Annotated in this window: 12 protein-coding genes; 5 read left to right on the top strand and 7 right to left on the bottom strand. The window is 66.2% G+C overall.

The features are described 5' to 3' along the window. Positions 1-13: 13 nt before the first annotated feature. The 4 genes from ABHF91_RS16155 to ABHF91_RS16140 all read right to left on the bottom strand — a co-directional run bounded on the left by ABHF91_RS16155 (position 14) and on the right by ABHF91_RS16140 (position 5,548). Complete coding sequence (locus ABHF91_RS16155; protein WP_409423142.1) at positions 14-1,810, bottom strand: aminopeptidase P family protein; 1,797 nt, start codon at positions 1,808-1,810, stop codon at positions 14-16. A 119-nt stretch (positions 1,811-1,929) separates the two neighbouring features. Then, a complete protein-coding gene (locus tag ABHF91_RS16150; protein WP_409421255.1) occupies positions 1,930-2,832 on the bottom strand; it encodes a DMT family transporter in 903 nt (300 codons plus the stop codon). Between the two features lies 1 nt (position 2,833). After that, positions 2,834-3,490 (bottom strand): hypothetical protein, encoded by a 657-nt coding sequence (locus ABHF91_RS16145; RefSeq protein WP_409421254.1) that lies wholly within the window; start codon positions 3,488-3,490, stop codon positions 2,834-2,836. A gap of 57 nt (positions 3,491-3,547) precedes the next feature. Beyond that, positions 3,548-5,548: an ATP-binding protein gene (locus tag ABHF91_RS16140; RefSeq protein ID WP_409421253.1), complete on the bottom strand. Its 2,001-nt coding sequence runs from the start codon at positions 5,546-5,548 to the stop codon at positions 3,548-3,550. Positions 5,549-5,739: 191 nt separating this feature from the next. On the opposite strand from ABHF91_RS16140, the gene prlC reads away from it, so the two are divergent. Both prlC and ABHF91_RS16130 read left to right on the top strand, forming a co-directional pair. Next, complete coding sequence (gene prlC / locus ABHF91_RS16135) at positions 5,740-7,788, top strand: oligopeptidase A (RefSeq protein ID WP_409421252.1); 2,049 nt, start codon at positions 5,740-5,742, stop codon at positions 7,786-7,788. 102 nt (positions 7,789-7,890) lie between these two features. Then, a complete protein-coding gene (locus ABHF91_RS16130; protein ID WP_409421251.1) occupies positions 7,891-9,825 on the top strand; it encodes a methyl-accepting chemotaxis protein in 1,935 nt (644 codons plus the stop codon). On the opposite strand, the gene ABHF91_RS16125 is transcribed toward ABHF91_RS16130, so the two are convergent. Both ABHF91_RS16125 and ABHF91_RS16120 read right to left on the bottom strand, forming a co-directional pair. Then, on the bottom strand, positions 9,822-10,574 hold the full coding sequence (locus ABHF91_RS16125) for a class I SAM-dependent methyltransferase (RefSeq protein WP_409421250.1): 753 nt from the start codon (positions 10,572-10,574) through the stop codon (positions 9,822-9,824). The two genes, ABHF91_RS16130 and ABHF91_RS16125, sit on opposite strands and share 4 nt — an antisense overlap. Before the next feature lie 142 nt (positions 10,575-10,716). Further along, the gene (locus ABHF91_RS16120; RefSeq protein WP_409421249.1) at positions 10,717-12,459 is read right to left on the bottom strand and encodes a putative bifunctional diguanylate cyclase/phosphodiesterase; all 1,743 of its coding nucleotides are present in this window, start codon (positions 12,457-12,459) and stop codon (positions 10,717-10,719) included. 161 nt (positions 12,460-12,620) lie between these two features. On the opposite strand from ABHF91_RS16120, the gene ABHF91_RS16115 reads away from it, so the two are divergent. Next, positions 12,621-13,829, top strand: coding sequence for a Bcr/CflA family multidrug efflux MFS transporter (locus tag ABHF91_RS16115; RefSeq protein ID WP_409421248.1), 1,209 nt, complete (start codon positions 12,621-12,623; stop codon positions 13,827-13,829). Here ABHF91_RS16115 and metE read toward each other — a convergent pair. Beyond that, positions 13,814-16,093, bottom strand: a complete 2,280-nt coding sequence (gene metE / locus ABHF91_RS16110) for a 5-methyltetrahydropteroyltriglutamate--homocysteine S-methyltransferase (protein ID WP_409421247.1) — start codon at positions 16,091-16,093, stop codon at positions 13,814-13,816. The genes ABHF91_RS16115 and metE overlap by 16 nt on opposite strands. A gap of 101 nt (positions 16,094-16,194) precedes the next feature. Here metE and ABHF91_RS16105 point away from each other — a divergent pair, with 101 nt between their 5' ends. Further along, on the top strand, positions 16,195-17,106 hold the full coding sequence (locus ABHF91_RS16105) for a LysR substrate-binding domain-containing protein (RefSeq protein WP_409421246.1): 912 nt from the start codon (positions 16,195-16,197) through the stop codon (positions 17,104-17,106). Positions 17,107-17,541: 435 nt separating this feature from the next. Further along, positions 17,542-20,808 (top strand): SEL1-like repeat protein, encoded by a 3,267-nt coding sequence (locus tag ABHF91_RS16100; RefSeq protein WP_409421245.1) that lies wholly within the window; start codon positions 17,542-17,544, stop codon positions 20,806-20,808. Positions 20,809-20,822 lie beyond the last annotated feature (14 nt).

The following is a 20,822-nucleotide window of genomic DNA, read 5'->3' as shown; positions in this document are numbered from 1 at the left end:
CCCCGTTATTGGCTCAGAGGGCGGAGGTGGCCTGTTGCAGCCAGGTGCGGGTTTCCTCGTCCAGCAGCGGACCTATCTCCTGCCAAACCTGGGCATGATAGTCGTTTATCCACTGGCGCTGGCTATCGCTCAGCAGCTCCTGCGCCAGCAGGCGGACGTCGAAGGGCACCAGGGTCAGGCGGCGGAACTGATAGCGGCTCACCTCGCCCTCCTCGGGGCAGGGTTCCACCACCAGCAGGTTCTCGCAGCGGATGCCGAAGGCCTCCTCCCGGTAGTAACCCGGCTCGTTGGAGAGCACCATGCCGGGCTCCAGCGGCGTCAGGCTGCCCTTGCTGGCGATGCGCTGGGGGCCCTCATGCACGCTGAGGAAATGACCGACGCCGTGGCCGGTGCCATGGTCATAGTTGAAGCCAGCCTGCCACAGGGGCAGGCGGGCCAGCACGTCCAGCTGGATGCCGGCGGTGCCCTTGGGGAAGCGCACCCGATCGATGGCGATATGGCCCTGCAGCACCCGGGTGAACTGCTGGCGCATCTCGTCGCTCACCTCACCCACCTTGACGGTGCGGGTGATGTCGGTGGTGCCCTGCAGGTACTGGCCACCCGAGTCGATCAGGTACATGCCGTCCTGGCCCAGGGCGCGGGGTTCACCGTTGGTGTGCTGGTAGTGGCACATGGCGGCGTTGGGCCCCAGGGCGGAGATGCTGTCGAAGCTGGGCTCCAGGTAGTCCACCTGCTCCTGGCGGAACAGGGCCAGGCGGTCGGCCAGCGAACCCTCATCGGCCCGGCCATCCCGCGCCACCAGATCGTCCAGCCAGGCCAGGAAGCGGCACATGGCCACGGCGTCCTTGCGGTGGGCTTCCACCATGCCGGCCAGTTCGCTGGCGTTCTTGCGGGCCTTGGGCAGCTGACAGGGATCGGCGCCGTCCACCAGGGTGGCACCGGCCTTCTGCAGGGTGAGCTGGGTCCAGGCGTTGGAGTGGTCGGCATCCGCCAGCACCCGCAGCTTGTCTTCCCCCATGCGGGTCAGCACGTCTCTCAACTTGTCCAGCGGGTAGACGGTGACGTCGAAGCCGGCATGGCTGGTGAAGCTGCCGATGTCCAGCTTGTCGGTGTCGGTGAACAGCTCCAGGCTGGCGTTGCCGTACAGCACGGCGAAGCCCAGCACCACCGGCAGGCAGGGGATGTCGTGGCCCCGCAGGTTCAGCAGCCAGTTGATGGCGTCGGCCTGGGTCAAGAGGGCGGCATCCAGCCCCTGCTTGCGCAGCTCGGTGGCCAGGGCTTCGCGCTTCAGGGTGCTGGACTGACCGGCCAGGGATTCGGGATAGAGCAGGGCCGGCGCCTTGCCGGGGGCGGGTCTGTCCTGCCACAGGCCGTCAATGGGATTCTTCTCCACCGGGACCAGCTCGATATCCTTCTGCCCCAGGCAGCACTTGGCCTTCTGGTAGCCGGAGAGGCTGTGCAGGCGCGGGTCCAGGCCCACCCGCTGCTTGCGGTCCAGCTGGCCGGCCAGCCAGGTCAGGTAGGGTTCCTCGATCAGGTGATGCAGGCTGAACAGGGCTTCGTCCACCTGGTTGCGGGCCTGCACAGTGTAGCGGCCATCCACAAACAGGGCCGCCGTGTCGGCCAGCACCACCGCCACCCCCGCCGAGCCGTTGAAGCCGCTGATCCAGGCCAGGCGCTCCGCCTCCGGAGGCGTGTATTCCCCCAGGTATTCGTCATCGTGGGGCACGATGAAGGCGTCGAGATTTTGCTGGGCCATAAGCTGGCGCAGCGCCTGCAGGCGGTCGCCAATCGGGGATTGCTTGGTCATCATGATGTCAGGCCTGATTTCTCAAGGAACTGTGACGGAAGAGGCGGAGGATACCACAAAGGCTTATGGGCATGACCATCCTTCTGTTGCCCCGGGCCGTTTTTTGAGCAAACGGATTCCTATGGGGCCTTTCTGGCCGCGCGCCATTGTGGCCACTGCTGGAGCAGCAGGCCGGCGACGATCAGGGCCAGCCCCAGGGGGGTGGCCGGGTGGATGGCTTCCCCCACCAGCCAGCGCAGCCAGAGCAGGGAGACAAAGGGCGACAGGAAGATGAGGTTGCTCAGCTGGCTGGCCTGCTGGGCATGGCGCAGGGCCTGTAGCCAGAAGACGAAGGCCAGCCCCATCTCGAACAGCCCCACATAGATGGCGCCGGCCCAGCCTTGCCAGATGAGGGGCGGTGGGGCGTCCCATACCAGGCAGATCAGCAGGGTAAAGGGCAGGCTGAGGGCAAAGGCCAGAAACAGGCTCACCAGGGGATCGGCCTGGTTCTTGGCGTTCACCAGCCAGTAACCGGCCCAGATCAGGGTGGAGAGCAGGGCCAGGCCGACCCCCAGGGGGCTGTCGAACTGCAGGCTGGTGAGCTGGCCCCGGGTGGCGATCACCAGGGCCCCCAGGTAGGTGCAGAGGATGGCCAGGCCGTCGAAGCGGTTGAGCCTCTGGCCCAGCACGGGCACCGCCAGCAGGGAGAGGGCGATGGCCCAGGTGTAGTTGATGGCCTGGGCCTGCTGGGCCGGCAACAGGGCATAGGCCTGGAACAGCAAGAGGTAATAGGCCAGGGGATTGAGCAGCCCCAGCAGCAGGAAGAAGCGGCCGCGGCTGCGCAGCAGCTGGCGCACCAGGGGCCACTTGCCCTGGGCGCTCAGCAGGCCCGCCAGCAGCAGGCAGGAGGTGAGGCTGGCCACCAACAGCAGCTGCAGCGGGCTGAAGTAGCCCAGAGAGAGCTTGAAGGCGCTGGCTACGGTGGACCAGAGCGCTACCGTGGCCAGGGCGTAGCCCCAGGCCTTGGGGGGATTCTTGGCCATCTTATTCGTTGGCGGGCGTGACCTTGTAGAGCCGGCCTTCCTGCACGTCCCGGTACAGGCCGTCCGGCAGCTGCTGCAGCACCAGGCGCGGGGTCAGGGGCAGGTGGCGGCGATGCAGCAGCACCAGCATCAGGGTGCAGAAGCCGGTGAGGATGGCCAGCACGGAGAAGCTGCGCACCAGCAGGCTGTTGTACACCTCGGCCAGCAGGGCGACGCTGGTGAGCAGCCCCAGGGCGATGCCGCAGGCCCGGGTGGCGGGGATCAGCACCCGCTGGCGCCAGCCGTCCAGCTCCACCATCACGGTGAGCAGGCTATGGGTGTAGGTGAGGGTCCAGATCAGGGTCAGGCCGCACAGCTTCCAGTACAGGGGACTCTGGATGTTGGCCCACAGCTGAATGAGCAGCAGCAGGGTGCTGAGGCTGCCGAGGCCGACGCCCAACCAGGCCAGCCAGTGGCGGCGCAACTGGTGCCGGCACAGGGCGCAGGCCAGGCCGTTGAGGCCGGCGGCGAAGGCGATGAAGGCGCTGAGCAGGGACTTGATCTCCAGCCAGCCCAACTCGCCTGTGATCAGCACATAGATGGCCAGCAGGGCGGCCAGGGCCAGCAGTATGATCAGGCTCTGGCGCAGGTAACGGCGGATCTGGCGGATGTGGTGCATGGCGACTCCTCGGCGATGAGCGGCCATCATACTCCAGAATCCCGCCGGGTGCAGGGCTCAGACGGTCTGGGGCGAGGCGGCGGTGGCGCTCTGTGCTGACTCCAAGGGCATGCGGATCTGGAAGTGCACCCCCTGACCCGGCTGGCTGTCGCAGCTGATCTGGCCCCGCAGCAGCTGCACCACCAAGTTGTAGATGATGTGGGTGCCCAGGCCGCTGCCGCCCATGCCCCGCTTGGTGGTGACGAAGGGATCGAAGATGCGCGGCAGTATGCTGGGCTCTATGCCCTTGCCGTTGTCCCGGTAGTCGATCTGCAGCTGGCCGTTCGCCTGAGTCACCTGGATATCCACCCGATGGGGCTCAGGCCGATCCTCGAAGCCGTGGTTGATGGAATTGAGGATCAGGTTGGCATAGATCTGGGCGAAGGAGCCGGGGTAGGAGAGGATGTCCAGCTTGGGATCGCACTGGATGTTGACCTCGGTCTGGCTCTTCTTGAGCTTGTGGCCCAGGGAGACCACCACCTGGTGCAGGTTGTCCGCCACGTTGAACTTGTAGTGGGCCTGGGAGGATTGATCCACCGCCACCTGCTTGAAGCTGGAGATGAGATCCGAGGCGCGGCGCAGGTTGTTCTGCAGCAGTTGGCTGGACTCATCCAGGGTCTGCAGCAGCTCGTTGAGATAGGTGCGGGAGAGCTGCTTCTCGTCGATCTTGCGATGGAACTCCTTGAGCCGCTCCTGCTGGAAGGAGGCGGCGGTGACACTGATGCCGATGGGGGTGTTGATCTCGTGGGCCACCCCGGCCACCAGGGAACCGAGCGAGGCCATCTTCTCCGACTCCACCAGGGTCTGCTGGGCCAGCTTGAGGTTGTCGTAGGCCTGGGTCAGCTCTGTGTTGCTCTGCTGCAGGCTGGCGGTGCGCTGCTGCACCTTGAGCTCCAGCTGCTCGTTAAGCCGGCTGATCTCCCGCTCCACCCGCTTCAGCGGCGTGATGTCATAGCCGAAGGCGATGAGGTAGCGCAGGCTGTCGCCGTCGTAGAAGGGCACGAAGTTCCACTGCAGGACCAGCTCCGCCCCCTGCTGGTCGCGGGTGGTGATCTCCTGGTTCTCCAGCAGCGTCATGGCGGCCAGCTCGCCGGCCATCCGTGGTCGCTGTGCTTCGTTGACGAAGAAGTCCAGCCAGCTCTTGCCCTGCATCTCCTGCTGCACATAGCCGGTGAGCAGCACAGCCGCCGGATTGATGGTCTGGATCACCAGCTGCTGATCCAGGCAGCAGATGATGAGGTTGGAGGAGTTGATCAGGGTGGTGGAGAAGTCCCGCTCCTGCTTGAGCCGCTCGGTGAATTCCAGGCGGGTCTTGAACTCCTTGCGCAACGACTGCCGGTTCTGGTTGAGGGTGTGGGCCAGGACATCCAGCTCATCGGGTCGGCTTGGATTGGGATCCCGCCCCTCCAACTGCAGCTCGCCCTCCATGTTCTCCAGGCTGAAATCCCGGGAAAACTGCGCCATGCGGTTGAGATGCCTGACCACCTTCAGGTGAAAGATCAGCAAGATACAAAAAGAAACCACCAGGGTCTTGATGGTCTGGGAGACCATGATCACCAGGGATTTTTCGATCAGCCGCTGGTAGATTTCGGACAGGGAGGAGGCGACGAACAGGCGGCCCACCTCTTCCCCCTGGTAGGTGAGGGTATACTCCCGGGTCAGATCGTAGTGGCTCTGCTCCGCGCCCAGGGAGAGCAGCCGCACCTGGCTGTCCCCCATCATCTCCTTGACCTCGACGAACTGCATGGAGGGCAGGTTCATGATGCCTTCGAGCTGCACCAGTATCTGCTCTTCGTCCAGGTTCCACAGGCTGGCGGCGATGGGTTGCACGAAGGAGCTGTCGATCTGATCCAGGCTGTTTTGCACCTGGCCCACGTCCTGGCGATAGTCCCAGAACAGCTGCAGCAGGGTGATGATCAGGGCCAGCAGGGTGCTCACCGCCAGTATGTAGGAGAGCAGCCGCAGGGAGAGGGTGTTGCGGGCGATGGCTTTAAGCAGGGGGCGGAAGGTGCTCGTCATGATGGCCTTAATGCTGCGAGTCTCTGGGGATGAGTCTAGCTCATCACAGGTCTCACTTTTATCGGGGGCGGCCTGGGCTAAGTCAAGCCGGGCTTGATAAATGTTGACTCAACCTACATCTTAGAAGGCCGTATTCGAGATTGAGCCGATCCGGCCCCGGACCGGTCGCAGTCCACAAAGAGGTAATGCCCATGAGCAATCCCCTGCTGAGCATGGATGGCCTGCCACCCTTTAGCCAGATCCAGCCCGACCACATCCAGCCCGCCGTGGCGCAGGCCATTGCCGACTGCAAGCAGCGCATCCATGAGGTGCTGCAGGGCAACGAGCCCTACACCTGGGACAACCTGGTGGCGCCCCTGGAAGAGACAGATGATCGCCTGAGCCGCATCTGGTCGCCGGTGAGCCACATGAACTCCGTGGTCAACACGGAGGCGCTGCGCCAGGCCCACGACGCCTGCCTGCCGCTGCTGGCGGAGTTCCACACCTTCGTCGGCCAGCACGCCGGCCTGTTCCAGGCCTTCAATCAGCTGGCCACCAGTGACGAGTTTCCGCGCCTGAGCCAGCCGCAGCAGGAATATATCCGCCAGACCCTGCGTGACTTCCGCCTGTCCGGTATCGCCCTGCCGCCGGAGGGCCAGGCCCGTTTCGGCCAGATCGTCGCCCGCCTGTCGGAGCTGGCCTCCCGCTTTAGCAACAACGTCATGGACGCCACCCTGGGCTGGCACAAGCTGATCACAGACCAGGCCCAACTGGCCGGCCTGCCGGAGTCCGCCCAGGCCGCCGCCCGTCAGCTGGCCCAGAGCCGCGAGCTGGAGGGCTGGCTGTTCACCCTGGACATCCCCTCCTACCTGCCGGTGATGATGTACGCTGACGAGCGTGCCCTGCGTCAGGAGATGTACACCGCCTTCGTCACCCGCGCCTCCGATCAGGGGCCCAACGCCGGTCAGTGGGATAACACGCCGCTGATGGAAGAAATCCTGGCGCTGCGCCACGAGCTGGCCCAACTGCTGGGCTTTGCCAACTACGCCGAGCTCTCCCTGGCCACCAAGATGGCGGAGAAGCCCGAGCAGGTGCTGACGTTTCTGGACGAACTGGCGGCCCGCTCCCTGCCCCAGGGCAAGAACGAACTGGCCGCCCTCAAGGCCTATGCCGAGGCTGAGCACGGCGTCAGCGAGCTCGCTTCCTGGGATCTGGCCTATTACGCCGAGAAGCTCAAGCAGCACCAATACGCCATCTCCAACGAGGCGCTGCGCCCCTACTTCCCCGAGTCCAAGGTGATTGCCGGCCTGTTCGAGACGGTGCGCCGCCTGTTCGGCCTGCGGATCCAGCCCCACCTGGGGGTGCAGACCTGGCACCCGGACGTGCGCTTCTTCGACATCTATGATGCCGAGGGCGAGCTGCGTGGCAGCTTCTTCCTGGATCTCTACGCCCGGGCCCACAAGCGGGGCGGGGCCTGGATGGATGACTGCCAGGGCCGGCGTTACCGTAGGGATGGCCAGCTGCAGCGCCCGGTGGCCTACCTGACCTGTAACTTCAACGCTCCGGTGGGCGATCAGCCGGCGCTGTTTACCCACGACGAGGTGGTGACCCTGTTCCACGAGTTCGGGCATGGTCTGCACCACATGCTGACCCAGGTGGACGTAGCCGGGGTGGCCGGCATCAGCGGGGTACCCTGGGATGCGGTGGAGCTGCCCAGCCAGTTCCTGGAGAACTGGTGCTGGGAGCCCGAGGCCCTGGCCTTCCTCTCCGGCCATTTCCAGACCGGCGAGCCCCTGCCGCAAGCCGAGCTGGACAAGCTGCTGGCGGCCAAGAACTTCCAGTCCGCCATGCAGATGCTGCGGCAGCTGGAGTTCGCCCTGTTCGACTTCCGCCTGCACCAGAACTACCAGCCGGGGCAGGCCGGTCAGGTGCTGTCGACCCTGACCCAGGTGCGGGAGCAGGTGGCGGTGGTGACCCCGCCGGCCTTCAACCGCTTCTCCCACAGCTTCTCCCACATCTTCGCCGGCGGTTATGCGGCGGGCTATTACAGCTACAAGTGGGCCGAGGTGCTCTCCGCCGATGCCTTCTCCCGCTTCGAGGAGGAGGGGGTGTTCAATGCCCAGACCGGGCAGGACTTCCTGCAGAACATCTTGGAGCAGGGGGGCAGCCGGGAGCCCATGGTGCTGTTCAAGGCGTTCCGTGGCCGGGCGCCCAAGATAGACGCCCTGCTGCGCCACAGCGGCATCAGCGTCGAGGCCTGATCCTTCAGGCGTTCCCCAAGGCCGGCCGTTGCGCCGGCCTTGTCATTTTTGTGTCATCCAATGGTCATACCATCCGCCTCACTCAGGAACTTGAGGTGTGCCATGACCATTGCCCGTTTCTCACTGCTCTCCTCCTTGCTGCTGTTGCTGCTGGCCCTGCTGCTGGCCGGCTCCCTCTGGTTCAGCGCCGATCGGCAGCGCAGCGCCGACCAGCGGGGGCAGCAGATCGCCCACCTGAGCCAGACGGTGAGCGTCCAGATCCAGCGCCAGCTGGCCGACTACCTGCAAAGCGGCGACGCCAGCCGGCTGAGCCAGGCCCAAGAGGAGCTGGCGACTGTGGCCCAGCAGCTGACCTTCGCCGAGGCGGCGACGGTGCGGGCGTCAATCCAGAGCCTGTTGCCCAAGCTCGATGGCGAGTACAAGGCGGCGGGCAAGCTCTCCGGCAACACCCAGCAGCTGCTGCAGCACGCCGAAAGCGAGATGAGCGCCCAGCTGCTCAGTTTGCAGCGCTACGCCCTGGCGGCCCAGCCGGTGTCGGCTGAGTACCTTGGCCTCATCGGCGAGCTCAGCGCCAGCCTGGCCAAGCTGACCCAGCTGCGGGAGAACCTGTTTGCCAGCGCCGATCCCCGCCTGCTGGAGGCTCTGCAGTTCGAGCAGACCTATTTCAACGAGCGGGTTGGAAAACTCTCTGCCCTGCCCCTGCTGGGGGTGTTGGCAGAGTCCGAGGATGATTTCCCGGCCCTGGGGGAGGAGCCGGCCGCCGCCGAGGATAAAGGCGCCGAGCCCAAGGCGGAGCTGGCGAGCCTCATTCACCGCTATCCCAAGGAGCTGGCGAACACCCGGGCCGTGCTGGCCCGCCAGGCGGATCTCAAGAGTCGGCTGACGGCGGACTTTGCCCAGGTGGAGACGGCCATGGATGCCTTGCAGGGGCTGATCCAGGCGGATAACCGCCGGCATCAGCAGGAGCGGGATGCCCTGCAGCTGGGGCTGGCCGGGGTGCTGCTGCTGTTTGCCCTCATCCTGTTCTGGTTCCAGCAAAAGCTGGTGGTGGCGCGCTTGCGGCTGCTGCGGGATGCCTTCTCCCACCTGGTGCGCACCGGTCGACCCGAGCCGCTGGCGCTGGCGCGGGATCGCAGCGAGCTGGGGGCCATCGCCCAGAGCTTCAACCAGCTGATGGCGCTGCTGAGCGACCAGCAGGCCCGTAAGGCCAGCCAGCTGGGGCAGATCTCCGCCACCCTGGAGGAGATGGTGGCCCGGGTGCAGCACATCGAGGAGAACGCCACCCAGTCGGATCAGGCCACCGCCCAGGGGGAGACCAAGATGAGCCAACTGGAGCAACTGGCGGCGGAGGGGCACCAGGTGTCGGTCGACATCGCCGAGCACGCCCAGCACAACGCCGAGGCCATGAGCCGCAGTCAGGCGTTTGTCGCCCAGCTGCAGGACTCCACCACCTCCACCGGCCGCTCCTTGGAGCACGGCCTGCAGGCCATCGGCGATCTGGACAAGGCGGTGGGCGAGGCGACCGCCATCGTGGATGTCATCAGCCACATCGCCGAGCAGACCAACCTGCTGGCCTTGAATGCCGCCATCGAGGCGGCGCGGGCCGGGGAACACGGCCGCGGTTTTGCGGTGGTGGCGGACGAGGTGCGCCACCTGTCAGGCAACACCCAGAACTCCCTGAGTCAGATCCTGAACATCTTCGAACGGCTCAAGGGGGCCTGTGGCGATCTGGGGCGGGCCATCGACGGTATCGCCCAGGCGGCGCGGGATCAGCAGCAGCAGGCGGATGCCCTGTGGCAGACCGCCGAGGCGGTGCGGGAGATGGCGGGCAACAGCGCCCAGGTGGCCCGCCAGGGGACCCAGACCGCCGACAGCCAGCAGGGCTGCATCAACGAGTTTGCCGCCCTGATCCAGCAGATGCGCAGCCAGTCCCAGGCGGTGCGCTCCCTGTCGGCCCAGGTGGCCAGCCACATCCGGGATCAGGCCCAGCTCATCACCCAGACCCTGGACGAGGGCACGGCGGGCGACGCGGCCTAGAGGGCCGCCTTGACGTAGACGTCGAAGCGGTTGTTCTTGGTGGCGATCTGCATGCTGGGGGTCTGCTGGTTGAGAAAGCCGGCGTAGTCCGGCCGCTTGACCACCACCCGCTGGCTGGCTACCGCCAGGGCGGCGGGCAGCAGGGCGTCGGCATCCTCGTCGGCCCCCACCAGGGCGTGGAACACCCGCATCTCCTTCTTCACCAGGGCGCTCTTCTTCTTCTCCGGGAACATGGGATCCAGGTACACCACCTCGGGAGTTGGTTCCAGGGCGGCCAGGGTCGCCACCGCCGGGCCGCAGCGCAGCTGCATGCGCGCCTGCACCCAGGCGCCGATCTCGGGATCTCGCGCGGCCCGCTGCAGGCCGTCCGCCAGCAGGGCGGCCACCACTGGGCTGCGCTCGATCAGGGTCACCTGGCAGCCCAGGGAGGCCAGCACGAAGGCATCCCGCCCCAGCCCCGCCGTGGCATCCACTACCTGGGGGCGCTTGCCCTGCTTGAGCCCCACCGCCTTGGCGATGGATTGTCCCAGGCCGCCGCCGAACTTGCGCCTGTGGGCCACGGCCCCGGCGGCGAAGTCCACATAGATGGCCCCCAGCTTGGGTTCGTCCAGCTTGCGCAGCTCCAGCCGTTCCTCGGTATACACCAGGGCGAAGGGGGCGGGCAGCTGCAGCCCCGCCAGGCGCTCCCGCAGCTCGGCACAGGCCTCGGCCTGCCGGCCGCTCTCGTCGTGCAGCGCGATGGAATACATGGATACCTCGTCATCAAAACAAACCCCCGCAGCGAAGGCGGGGGTATGGTAGCAGACTTGGTGCCGGCCCGCCGAACGGCTGCACTGGGACGGGGTGGTCAGGGGCAGGGCGCGCGGCCCAACTGATTGAAACTGGCGCCCCTTATTGGCCGCTTGGTTCGATTTGGTGCGTTTGGGCCGGCGCCAGCTGGATCAGCAGTTCGGCCAGGGGGCGGGGACGGCTGAACAGGAAGCCCTGGCTGTAGGCACAGCCGTGACGCTCGACGAAGGCCTGCTGCTCGGCGGTCTCCACCCCTTCCACCACCAGCTCCATGCCCAGGTTGTGCACCAGGCTGATGAGGCCTTCCAGCAGCTGGCTGTCCCTGGGGTTGGCGGGGATCTGGCTGATGAAGGCCCGATCTATCTTCACCAGATCCATGGGGTAGAGGCGCAGGTAGCTCAAGGCCGAGTAGCCGGTGCCGAAATCGTCGATGGCGATCTGGCAGCCGGCCTGGCGCAGGGCCTGGATGCGGATCAAGTGCTCCTGATGACCATTCATGAACAGGGATTCGGTGATCTCCACCGTGATGTGGCGGGGGTCCAGGCCGTGCTGGCGGATCACCGTCAGCCACTCCTCGGCGCTGGGGCTCAGGCTGAGAAACTCCTGGGGCGAGCGGTTGATGGTCATGCCCAGATCGCGGACGCCGGCCTGATGCAGTTGGGCCAGATCCCGGCAGGCCTGTTCCAGCAGCTGGGCCCCCAGGGCCTGCATCAGGCCACCGGCCTCCGCCAGGGGAATGAAGTCCGCCGGCGAGATGCAGCCCAGAGTGGGGTGGTACCAGCGGGCCAGGGCCTCCAACTTGCTGACGCGCCCGGTTCGGTTGTCGAGGATCGGCTGGTAGACCAGCTGGATCTGCTGCTGGGCCAGGGCATCCAGCAGTTCCCGCTGCAGCTGCTCCCGGTACTGGCGGCGGGCCTGCATGGGGGAGCTGAACGCCTGGTAACTGATGCCCTGGCGCCGCGCCTCGAACAGTGCCATGGCGGCCTGTTGCAGCAGGGCCTCGCCGTTGCGACTGTCCCGTGGCCAGAGGGCGCCGCCCAGGGTGGCGGCCAGGTGCAGCTTGCGCCGCCCCACCTGAAAGGGGCGGTGCAGCAGGGCCAGCAGTGCGTCCGCCACCGCCGCCAGCTGATGGGGGTGGGTCAGCCCCGGCAGCAGGAACAGGAAGCTGTCCCCCTCCACCCGGGCCAGCAATTGATCGGGCTGCAGCCAGAGGCGAAAGCGCTCCGCCAGGGCTTGCAGCAGCAGATCGCCGGTCTGGTAATCCAGCTGATGATTGATGCGGCGAAAGTCGTTGAGATCCAGCTGCAGCACGGCAAAGGGTGTCTGCTGCTGACAGGCCCGATCCAGCTTGAGCTGCAGCAGCGGCAGGGTCATCAGGCCGGTGAGGGTATCCTGCAGCGCGGCCGCGGGCAGGGCATCCGTGGCGCGGTGACGGGGGGCGCAGAGCACCAGATAGCCCTGCCTGTCGGCCAAGGGATAGACGCTCACCTGTTCCGCCAGCCGGCGGCCGTCCTTGTGCCGTGACCATACCTGCCCCTGCCAGACCCCCTGGCTGGCCGCCTGGCGGGCTATGAGCTGCAGATGGGCCTTGGCGCTGAGACCAGCCTGCAGGGCCGGCACAGGTTGGCCCTGCAGTTCGTTCCAGCCATAGCCGCTTTGGCGCAGGAAGGCGGCGTTGGCATAACGCACCCGGGCCTCGTTATCCAGCAGCAGGGCCCCGCTGGGCAGCTTGGCCAGCTGCCCGGGCAGGGTCCAATGGCCCCCCAGATCCTGTCGGGCTTGCCAGCGGGCGCGCAAGCGCGCAAGCAGGGCAAGAGGGCGGAATGGGCGGGCAAGGGCGAACATGGTGACATCCTGACTGGTACGGCCTAAGGGCCCGATACTAGCAAGCCATATGCCATTGCGGCAGTCTCATCGACGCTTGGATTGAGATTTACTCGCAATTGGTCGTGATCTCCGTCACAAGCTCACCTAGACTGTAAGCCAATCATCATGACGGAGCTGCTATGGGTAAACCCACCCTGACCCTGTTTATTCTGCTTGGCGCCCTGGGCGGGCTGACCCCCCTGGCCATCGACATGTATCTGCCGGCCATCCCCACCATAGCCCAGGAGCTGGGAGCCGGGGTGGAAGGCGTACAGCTGACCGTCAGCCTGTACCTAGCGGGTTTTGCCCTGGGCCAGCTGGTGTACGGGCCCTTGGCGGACAGCCTGGGACGGCGGCCGGTCATCCTGTTCGGCCTGGCGCTGTTTTGCCTCAGTTCCCTGGGCTGCCTGTTGGTCACGGATCTCACCCAACTGCTGGCGCTGCGCTTCCTGCAGGCCACCGGCGGTGCCGCCGGGGCTGTGGTGGTCAATGCCCTGCTGCGGGATCTGTTCAGCGGTGAGGATCTGGTGCGCAGCATGTCCCTGGTGATCCTCACCATGACACTGGCGCCGCTGCTGGCGCCCATGCTGGGCAGTGTCTTGCTGGGACTGGGCTGGCACGCCATCTTCGCCTTGCTGGCGCTGCTGGGGGCCGTGCTGTTCTTCATGCTTTACCGTCTGGTGCCCGAGACGCTGCCGGTGGAACGCCGGCGCCCGCTGCGGCCCGCCGTGGTATTGGGGGGCTTTGCCACCGTGCTGGGCAACCGGGTGGCCATGGGCCATCTGCTGCCGGGGATCCTGGCCTCGGCCGGCATGTTCGCCTTCATCAGCGGCTCGCCCTTCGTCTATATCGGCTTCTTCGGCCTGAGCCCGATGGAGTACGGCATGCTGTTTGCGACCAACGTGGGGCTCATGATGCTGCTGACCTTCCTCAATACCCGACTGATACGCCGTTGGGGTCAGGAGCGCATGCTGCGGATCGGCCTGTTCGGCGTGGCACTGGCGGCTGTGCTGTTGCTGGTGGTGGGGCTGACGGGCCTCGGTGGCCTGGTGGGGCTGGTGATCCCTGTGGTGCTCTACGTGGGGCAGCTGGGTTTCATCGGCGCCAACTCCATGAGTCTGGCCATGAACCATTTTGGCAGCAGTGCCGGCACGGCTTCCGCCCTGGCGGGCACCCTGCGCTTTGGTTGCGGCGCCCTGGCCGGCTGGGGAGTGAACCTGTTGCCGGCCAGCTCTCCCCTGCCCATGGCCGGGGGGATGGCGTTGTGCGGTTTTTGTGCCCTGGGGCTGCACCTCTGGTATGGCCGTGGGGATGGCCCCACGGCCGAGGCGGCTCAGGCCTCCATCTGACGCAACTGGCGGGCCGCCTCCACCATGTTGCCCAGGGCCGCCAGGGTCTCCGGCCAGCCACGGGTCTTGAGGCCGCAGTCCGGGTTGACCCAGAGGTGTTTGACGGGCAGATGCTTGGCCGCCAGGCGTAGCAGGCGCACCATCTGAGAGACCGCCGGCACGTTGGGGCTGTGGATGTCGTAGACGCCTGGGCCGATGGCGTTGGGGTAGCCGCCCTCCTTCAGCTCTTCCAGCAGGGTCAGATCCGAGCGGGCCGTCTCTAGTGTGATGACGTCGGCATCCAGGGCGGCGATGGCCGGCAGTATGTCGCCAAACTCGCAGTAGCACATGTGGGTGTGGATCTGGGTCTCGTCCGCCACGCCGCCGCAGCTCAGCTTGAAGGCTTCCACCGCCCAGTCCAGATAGGCCTGCCACTCCTGACGTCGTAACGGCAAGCCTTCCCGAAGGGCTGGCTCGTCGATCTGTATCATGCCGATGCCGGCCGCCTCCAGATCCTGTACCTCGTCCCGCAGGGCCAGGGCCAGCTGGCGCGCCAGGGTGGCTCGAGGCAGATCCTCCCGGGGGAAGGACCAGCAGAGGATGGTCAGGGGCCCGGTGAGCATGCCCTTCACCGGCTTGGCGGTGAGGGACTGGGCATACTGGCTCCAGGCCACCGTCATGGGGGCGGGGCGGCTGATGTCGCCGACGATGAGCGGCGGTTTGACACAGCGGGAGCCGTAACTCTGCACCCAGCCGTGGCCGGTGAAGGCGAAGCCCTGCAGCTGCTGGCCGAAGTATTCCACCATGTCGGTGCGTTCCGCCTCACCGTGCACCAGCACATCCAGCCCCAACGCCTCCTGCTCATTGATGGTGCGTGCGATCTCGGCCTTGAGCCCGGCCTGGTAGCCGGCGGCGTCCAGCTGCCCCTGGCGATACTGGGCCCGCAGGCTGCGCACCGCCTGGGTCTGGGGGAAGGAGCCTATGGTGGTGGTGGGCCACAGGGGCAGCTGCCAGCGGATCTGCTGCAGCTTTTGCCGCAGGGGGAAGGGGCTGTGGCGGTTGGCCAGGGCCGGATCCAGCCGACTCAGCCGCGCCTGCACCGCGGGATCCTGCACCCGCGGGGAGTCTGCCCGGGCGGCCAGGGGGGCGGAGTAGGCTTGCAGCTGGGCCAGCCGGCTGTCATCGGGCTGACTCAGGGCCTGGGACAGCAGGGTCAGCTCGGTGCATTTTTGCCGGGCGAAGGCCAGCCAGCCGCGCACCTCGGGTTCCAGGCCCTCCTCCTGCTGCAGATCCAGCGGCACGTGCAGCAAGGAGCAACTTGTGGCCAGCCAGAGGCGGTCACCGTAGTCCGATTTCAGGCCGCGCAGCTTCTGATACCAGGCCGCCAGATCCGCCCGCCAGATGTTGCGGCCGCTGACCACCCCCAGGGAGAGCTGCCAGTGGGCCGGCAGCTGCGGCAGCAGATCAAGCTGAGCGGCATCGGCGCTGCAGTCCAGGTGTAACCCCTGCACCGCCAGCTGCGGCAGCCAGTCCAGCTGGTGGCTGATGCTGCCAAAATAGGGGGTCAACAGGCGCTTGACCGGCCCCCTCAGCCGCTCATAGGCCCAGAGGTAGGCCTGCTGCCACTCCTCGGGCAGATCCAGCGTGAGGATGGGCTCGTCCATCTGCACCCACGCCACCCCCCGTGCCGCCAGGGCATCCAGCACCTGCTGGTAGACAGGCAACAGGCGCGGCAGCAGACTCAGCCGGTCGAAGGGCTCGCCCTTCACCTTGCCCAGCCAGAGCCAGCTCAAGGGCCCCAGCAGCACCGCCTTGATGGGCAGCCCCAGGGCGCGGGCCTCATCCACCTCCTCCAGCAGCTGGGTCCAGCCCAGCTGGAATTGGCACTCCTGGCTCAGCTCTGGCACCAGGTAGTGATAGTTGGTGTTAAACCATTTGCTCAGCTCGGCGGCCGGCGCCTCGGCGCCTGTGGGGGCGCGGCCGCGGGCTATGCGAAACAGGGTGTCGAGATCGATGGGGCCATCCCCCTGGCGGTGGCGTTCCGGCACCTGACCCAGCATCAGGCTGGTGGTCAGCACCTGATCGTACCAGGCGAAATCCCCCACCGGCAGCAGATCCACGCCGGCGGCCTGTTGCCAGCGCCAATGCCGCTCCCGCAGCCGGCGCCCCGTCTCCAGCAGCCCGGCCTGATCCAGTTGGCCGGCCCAGTAGGCCTCCAGGGCCCATTTCAGTTCTCGTTGACTCCCGATCCGCGGGAAGCCCAGGGTGTGGGTGTGAATGTGCATCTTGCCTCCATTTGGCCGTCTAGATGTTTACACATCCATAATGGGGCGTTAGTCTGCCGACTGACCAGTGCAGGTTTTGCAACTGGAATTGAGGAAATTGCATGTTTGAACTCAAGCATCTCAAGAGCCTGCGGGCACTCAGCCAGCAGGGGTCGCTGGCCGGCGCCGCCGAGGCGCTGCACCTGAGCCAGTCCGCCCTGTCCCATCAGTTGAGCGAGTTGGAACAGCGCCTGGGGGAGCCTTTATTCGTGCGGCGCTCCCGTCCCCTGGCCCTCACGGCACTAGGGCGCCTGCTGTGGCAACTGGCCGAGCAGGTGCTACCGGCCATCGAACAGGCCGAACGGCAGCTGCGGGGCGGCGATATGCCGGGGCCCCTGATCCGGCTGACAGTGGAGTGCCACAGCTGCATCCACTGGCTGACGGCGCCGCTGGCCCAGGATGAGGGTCGTCTGTTCGAGCTGGTCAGTGGTCATCTCTACGAGCCCCAGCAGGCGCTGCAGGCCGGCGAGCTGGATCTGGTGCTGACCAGTGAGGTGGCGGAGCGGGATGGCATCCATTACGAACCCCTGTTCGACTACCAGATGCAGCTGGTGGTGGCCCCTGGCCACCCCTTGGCGGCTCAGACCCGTATCCGGCCCCAGGATCTGGCCGACGAGGTACTGCTTAGCTACCCGGTGCCGGCCAGTCGGCTGGATATCTTGCGCCACTTCCTCACCCCGGCCGGCATTCAGCCCCGCCGGCTGCGGCCGGTGGACAACACCCAGATGATGCTGCAGATGGCCGCCGCCGGCTGGGGGGTGGCCCTGCTGCCCACCTGGGCCAGCCAGGAGTACGTGGCCCGCGGCGAACTGTGCCAGCTGCCGCTGGCCTCGGATCTCTGGCGGCGCATGTTTGGCGCCGTGCGGGCATCGGCCCGCCAGCAGCGTCAATTGCAGCGCCTGTTTGAACTGCTGCGCCAGGCACCGATTGAGGGCGCCCGGCCCCTGGCCCCCCGGGTGCCACCCGCCTGCTGAATCAAGCCGCTTGCCGGCGAGGGGTTGTGTGGGGCAGATCAAAATACCGACGCATGGGGTCGGACAAGCTCCGGGTGGCGATGTACTATGAATGTGAAATAAACAATCCGACTCATATGGCTCGTTATTTCATCCCTCACGTGACGCCTGTGGCCTAGACACAGGGCGTGGCGTGACTGGCAAGTGCAATGGACATTGCACCCGCAACGGACACGGAAAAGGCTGGCAAGCGTTCGGAACATTGAGTTGCCTTCATCATCATCTTCTCGGCCTTCCTCGTTCTGCTGCCTCGATGGCGCCTGTCGAACATGCCACTGCCAGCCCTGGGCTCGGGTTGACCAACACCAATAAAAAAAAGCGGGTGAGCATCAGCGGGCTCACTCTTTACCCATCCCGATGAAGGCCTCGCCTTCTATGGATACATGGCGACCGACTATGAAAAAGACGACTTCTTCACCCTTGCCGACTCAGCTTGAGGTCGGGATCGATGCCTTGGAGCGAGGCGATTATGCCCAGGCGTTGAGCCGCCTGCGGCCTTTGGCCGAAGAGGGTCACCCGGTGGCCCAATACAGTCTGGCCAACATGTATGCCAATGGTCAGGGGGTCCCCAAGAACCTGGCCCAGGCCAGCCACTGGTACAGTCTGGCCGCCGAGCAGGGGTTGCAGAAGGCCCAGGATAAGGTGCGCAGCAGTCACAAGGTCAGCTGGCAGATGGAGCATCGCCAGGCCAAGGCGCTGCTGCCGGAACAGGCGACTGACACGGCGACCCTGGTGGCGCCCCAGCCGGTGATGACGGAGTCGGTGATGGCCGCCCCGGTGACCATGCCTCAGCCTGTGCTGAGTGAGCCGGAAGCCAAGGTGGTGCCCAAGCATAAGCAGCGGGTCAGCTGGACCATGCAGGGCGGTGATGAGCCGCGGGGGGATGAGCCGGCGCCGGCCGCCGAGCAGTTGGCCAAGCAGAATTTCGAGCGCAGCCTGCTGGAGGGCTTTGCCCGCAGCGATGCCCAAGCCAGCCGCCCGGCCAAGCAGGCGGTGACCTGGCGCATGGGTGACAGCGGGGATGGTATCGATGAAACCACCATGAAGCAGCTGCGCCGCGCCGCCGAATTCAATGACGCCGAGGCCCAGTATCGGCTGGGCATCATGTACCGCGCCGGTCGTGGCGTGGCGCAGGATGTCCCCCAGGGCGCCTTCTGGTTGCACAAGGCCGCCGAACAGGGCCAGGTGGAGGCCCAATATCAGCTGGGTTGCCTGTTCCGCGAGGGCGCCGGGGTGGCACGGGACGAGATGCAGGCCGCGGCCTGGTTCCGCAAGGCGGCGGAGAACGGCCACGCCGATGCGCAATATGCCCTGGCCAGTCTCTATCAAAATCCCAATTCTCCCCTGCACGAGGCTGCCCAGGCCCTGCAGTGGTTCCAGCGTGCCGCCGAGCAGCGCCACGCCCTGGCCCTCACCGAGCTGGGCAACCTGCATCGCCAGGGGCAAGGCGTACCCCAGGACATGGCGGCGGCCCAGCGTTATTACCAGTCTGCCGCCGAGCAAGACAATGCCGAGGCGCAGTTCCAGCTGGGCCGCCTGTATGAGGCGGGGACCGGTGTGCCACAGGATTATCAACAGGCGCTCTACTGGTACCGCCGCAGTGCCGAGCAGGGCCTGGCCATGGGGCAGTTTGCCCTGGGGACCATGTATGACAAGGGCCGTGGCGTGCCCCAGTTCCATCAACAGGCCGCCGCCTTGTACCTGCGGGCCGCGGAGCAGGGGGTGGGCGAGGCCCAGTTCCGGCTTGGGGAGATGTTCCGCCTGGGGCAGGGGATCCAGCAGGACTTCCAGCAGGCCCTGCACTGGTACAACAAGGCTGCCGATCAGGGGCACGTGGATGCCCAGTTCAACCTGGGCTTCATGTTCGAGCGCTCCATGTCGGCCCTGTCCGATGCCGTGATGGAGACGATGGAGCCGGCGGGCCGGCAGCAGAAGGTGGCCTGGAAGGTGGGGGCCGGACAGGCTCGCGCCTCCACGCCGCAGGAGCTGTTGCGGGCCTTCGAGTGGTACCAGTCTGCCGCCGCACAGGGGCATCCGGAGGCGCAGTTCTGCCTGGCGGGCATGTACGAGCGGGGGCGGGGCGTCGAGGCCAGCGATGAGCAGGCCGTGCTCTGGTACCGCAAGGCGGCGGAGCAAGGCCATCCCAAGGCGCAATACAACCTGGGTTGCATGTACGAGTTGGGGCGCAGCCTGAGTCAGGACGATCAGCTGGCGGTGAACTGGTACCGCAAGGCGGCCGAGCAGGGCCATGCCAAGGCGCAGTTCAGCCTGGCGCTGATGTACGAGCGGGGCAAGGGCATCAAGCACGATGACAAGATGGCGGCCCACTGGTTTGAACAGTCGGCCACCCAGGGCCATGTCAAGGCGCTATTCAAGCTGGGCACCCTGTACGAGCGGGGGCGTGGCGTGACCGTGGATCTGGAAAAGGCGGCGAACTGCTATCGGCAGTCGGCCGAACAGGGCCACAGTGCGGCCCAGTTCAACCTGGCCATGATGTACGAGCGCGGCTTGGGCGTGGCCCAGGACGATCGGCAGGCCGCGGTCTGGTATGCCAAGGTGGCGGAGCAGGGTGAGGCCAAGGCGCAGTTCATCCTGGGCCGCATGTATGACCGGGGCCTGGGCGTCGAGCAGAACGATCAGAAGGCGGCGGCCTGGTATGCCAAGGCGGCGGAGCAGGGCCATGCCGAGGCCCAGCTGTCCCTGGGGGCCATGTATGAGCGGGGACGGGGTGTGGTGCGCAGCTATCGCGAGGGGGCGGGCTGGTACCAGCGCGCCGCCGAGCAGGGGGTACCCGAGGCGCAATATATCCTGGCCGGCATGTATCGCATGGGGCGCGGTGTGCCCCAGGAATACCGTCAGGCTGCCTACTGGTACAACAAGGCGGCCGAACAGGGCCATTTGCAAGCCCAGCTGAATCTTGGCCTGCTCTATGAGCGGGGCCAGGGGGTGGTGCAGGATTACCAACAGGCCCTGGCCCGGTACCACAAGGTGGCGGAAGCGGGGCTGGCCGAGGCGCAGACCTATCTGGCCAAGCTGTTCAGCCAGGGGCTTGGCGTGCCCTGCGACTATCAGCAGGCCGCCAACTGGTATCGCAAGGCCGCCGATCAGGGGCATGTGGAGGCACAGAACTGCCTAGCCGAGCTCTACCTGCATGGCCGTGGGCTCAAGCAGGATGAACAGCAGGCCTTCAACTTGTTCCGTCAATCGGCGGAACAGGGCCACGGTGAGGCACAGTACAACATCGGCAAGATGTTCGAGAGCGGGCAGGTGGTGCCCATGGACTTCCAACAGGCCGCCAGTTGGTACCGCAAGGCGACCGAGGGGGGACACGCCGGGGCTCAGTATGCCCTGGGCAGCATGTATCAGAGCGGGCGCGGTGTGCCCCAGTACTATCACCAAGCGGCCGCCCTGTTCACCAAGGCGGCCGAACAGGGGCATGCCATGGCCCAGTTCTCCCTGGCGACCCTGTATCAACAGGGGCATGGGGTGCCCCAGGACAGCCAGCAGGCCTATGTCTGGAGTTCCTTGGCCGTCGCGGCCGGCTGTAACCGAGCCGAGGCCGAAGCCCTGCGGGACAGCATGGCGCGGGTCATGTCGCCGGCCCAGCTGGTGGAGGCACAGCAGGAGGCGGCCTCCTTCTACGAGCGGCAGGCGGTGTCCTAGTCCAACGCTAAAAA

It is taken from the genome of Pseudaeromonas aegiceratis (genome assembly GCF_046254905.1).
In the GTDB taxonomy this organism is placed as follows: domain Bacteria; phylum Pseudomonadota; class Gammaproteobacteria; order Enterobacterales; family Aeromonadaceae; genus Pseudaeromonas; species Pseudaeromonas aegiceratis.
The sequence above is the reverse complement of the archived record's forward strand: the minus strand, read 5'-3'. Positions and strand labels throughout refer to the sequence as shown.

Bases quoted from the DNA above. Each gene is read 5' to 3' on its own strand.
- ABHF91_RS16155 (WP_409423142.1), bottom strand. From the start codon at position 1,810: ATGACCAAGCAATCCCCGATTGGCGACCGCCTGCAGGCGCTGCGCCAG.
- ABHF91_RS16150 (WP_409421255.1), bottom strand. From the start codon at position 2,832: ATGGCCAAGAATCCCCCCAAGGCCTGGGGCTACGCCCTGGCCACGGTA.
- ABHF91_RS16145 (WP_409421254.1), bottom strand. From the start codon at position 3,490: ATGCACCACATCCGCCAGATCCGCCGTTACCTGCGCCAGAGCCTGATC.
- ABHF91_RS16140 (WP_409421253.1), bottom strand. From the start codon at position 5,548: ATGACGAGCACCTTCCGCCCCCTGCTTAAAGCCATCGCCCGCAACACC.
- prlC (WP_409421252.1), top strand. From the start codon at position 5,740: ATGAGCAATCCCCTGCTGAGCATGGATGGCCTGCCACCCTTTAGCCAG.
- ABHF91_RS16130 (WP_409421251.1), top strand. From the start codon at position 7,891: ATGACCATTGCCCGTTTCTCACTGCTCTCCTCCTTGCTGCTGTTGCTG.
- ABHF91_RS16125 (WP_409421250.1), bottom strand. From the start codon at position 10,574: ATGTATTCCATCGCGCTGCACGACGAGAGCGGCCGGCAGGCCGAGGCC.
- ABHF91_RS16120 (WP_409421249.1), bottom strand. From the start codon at position 12,459: ATGTTCGCCCTTGCCCGCCCATTCCGCCCTCTTGCCCTGCTTGCGCGC.
- ABHF91_RS16115 (WP_409421248.1), top strand. From the start codon at position 12,621: ATGGGTAAACCCACCCTGACCCTGTTTATTCTGCTTGGCGCCCTGGGC.
- metE (WP_409421247.1), bottom strand. From the start codon at position 16,093: ATGCACATTCACACCCACACCCTGGGCTTCCCGCGGATCGGGAGTCAA.
- ABHF91_RS16105 (WP_409421246.1), top strand. From the start codon at position 16,195: ATGTTTGAACTCAAGCATCTCAAGAGCCTGCGGGCACTCAGCCAGCAG.
- ABHF91_RS16100 (WP_409421245.1), top strand. From the start codon at position 17,542: ATGAAAAAGACGACTTCTTCACCCTTGCCGACTCAGCTTGAGGTCGGG.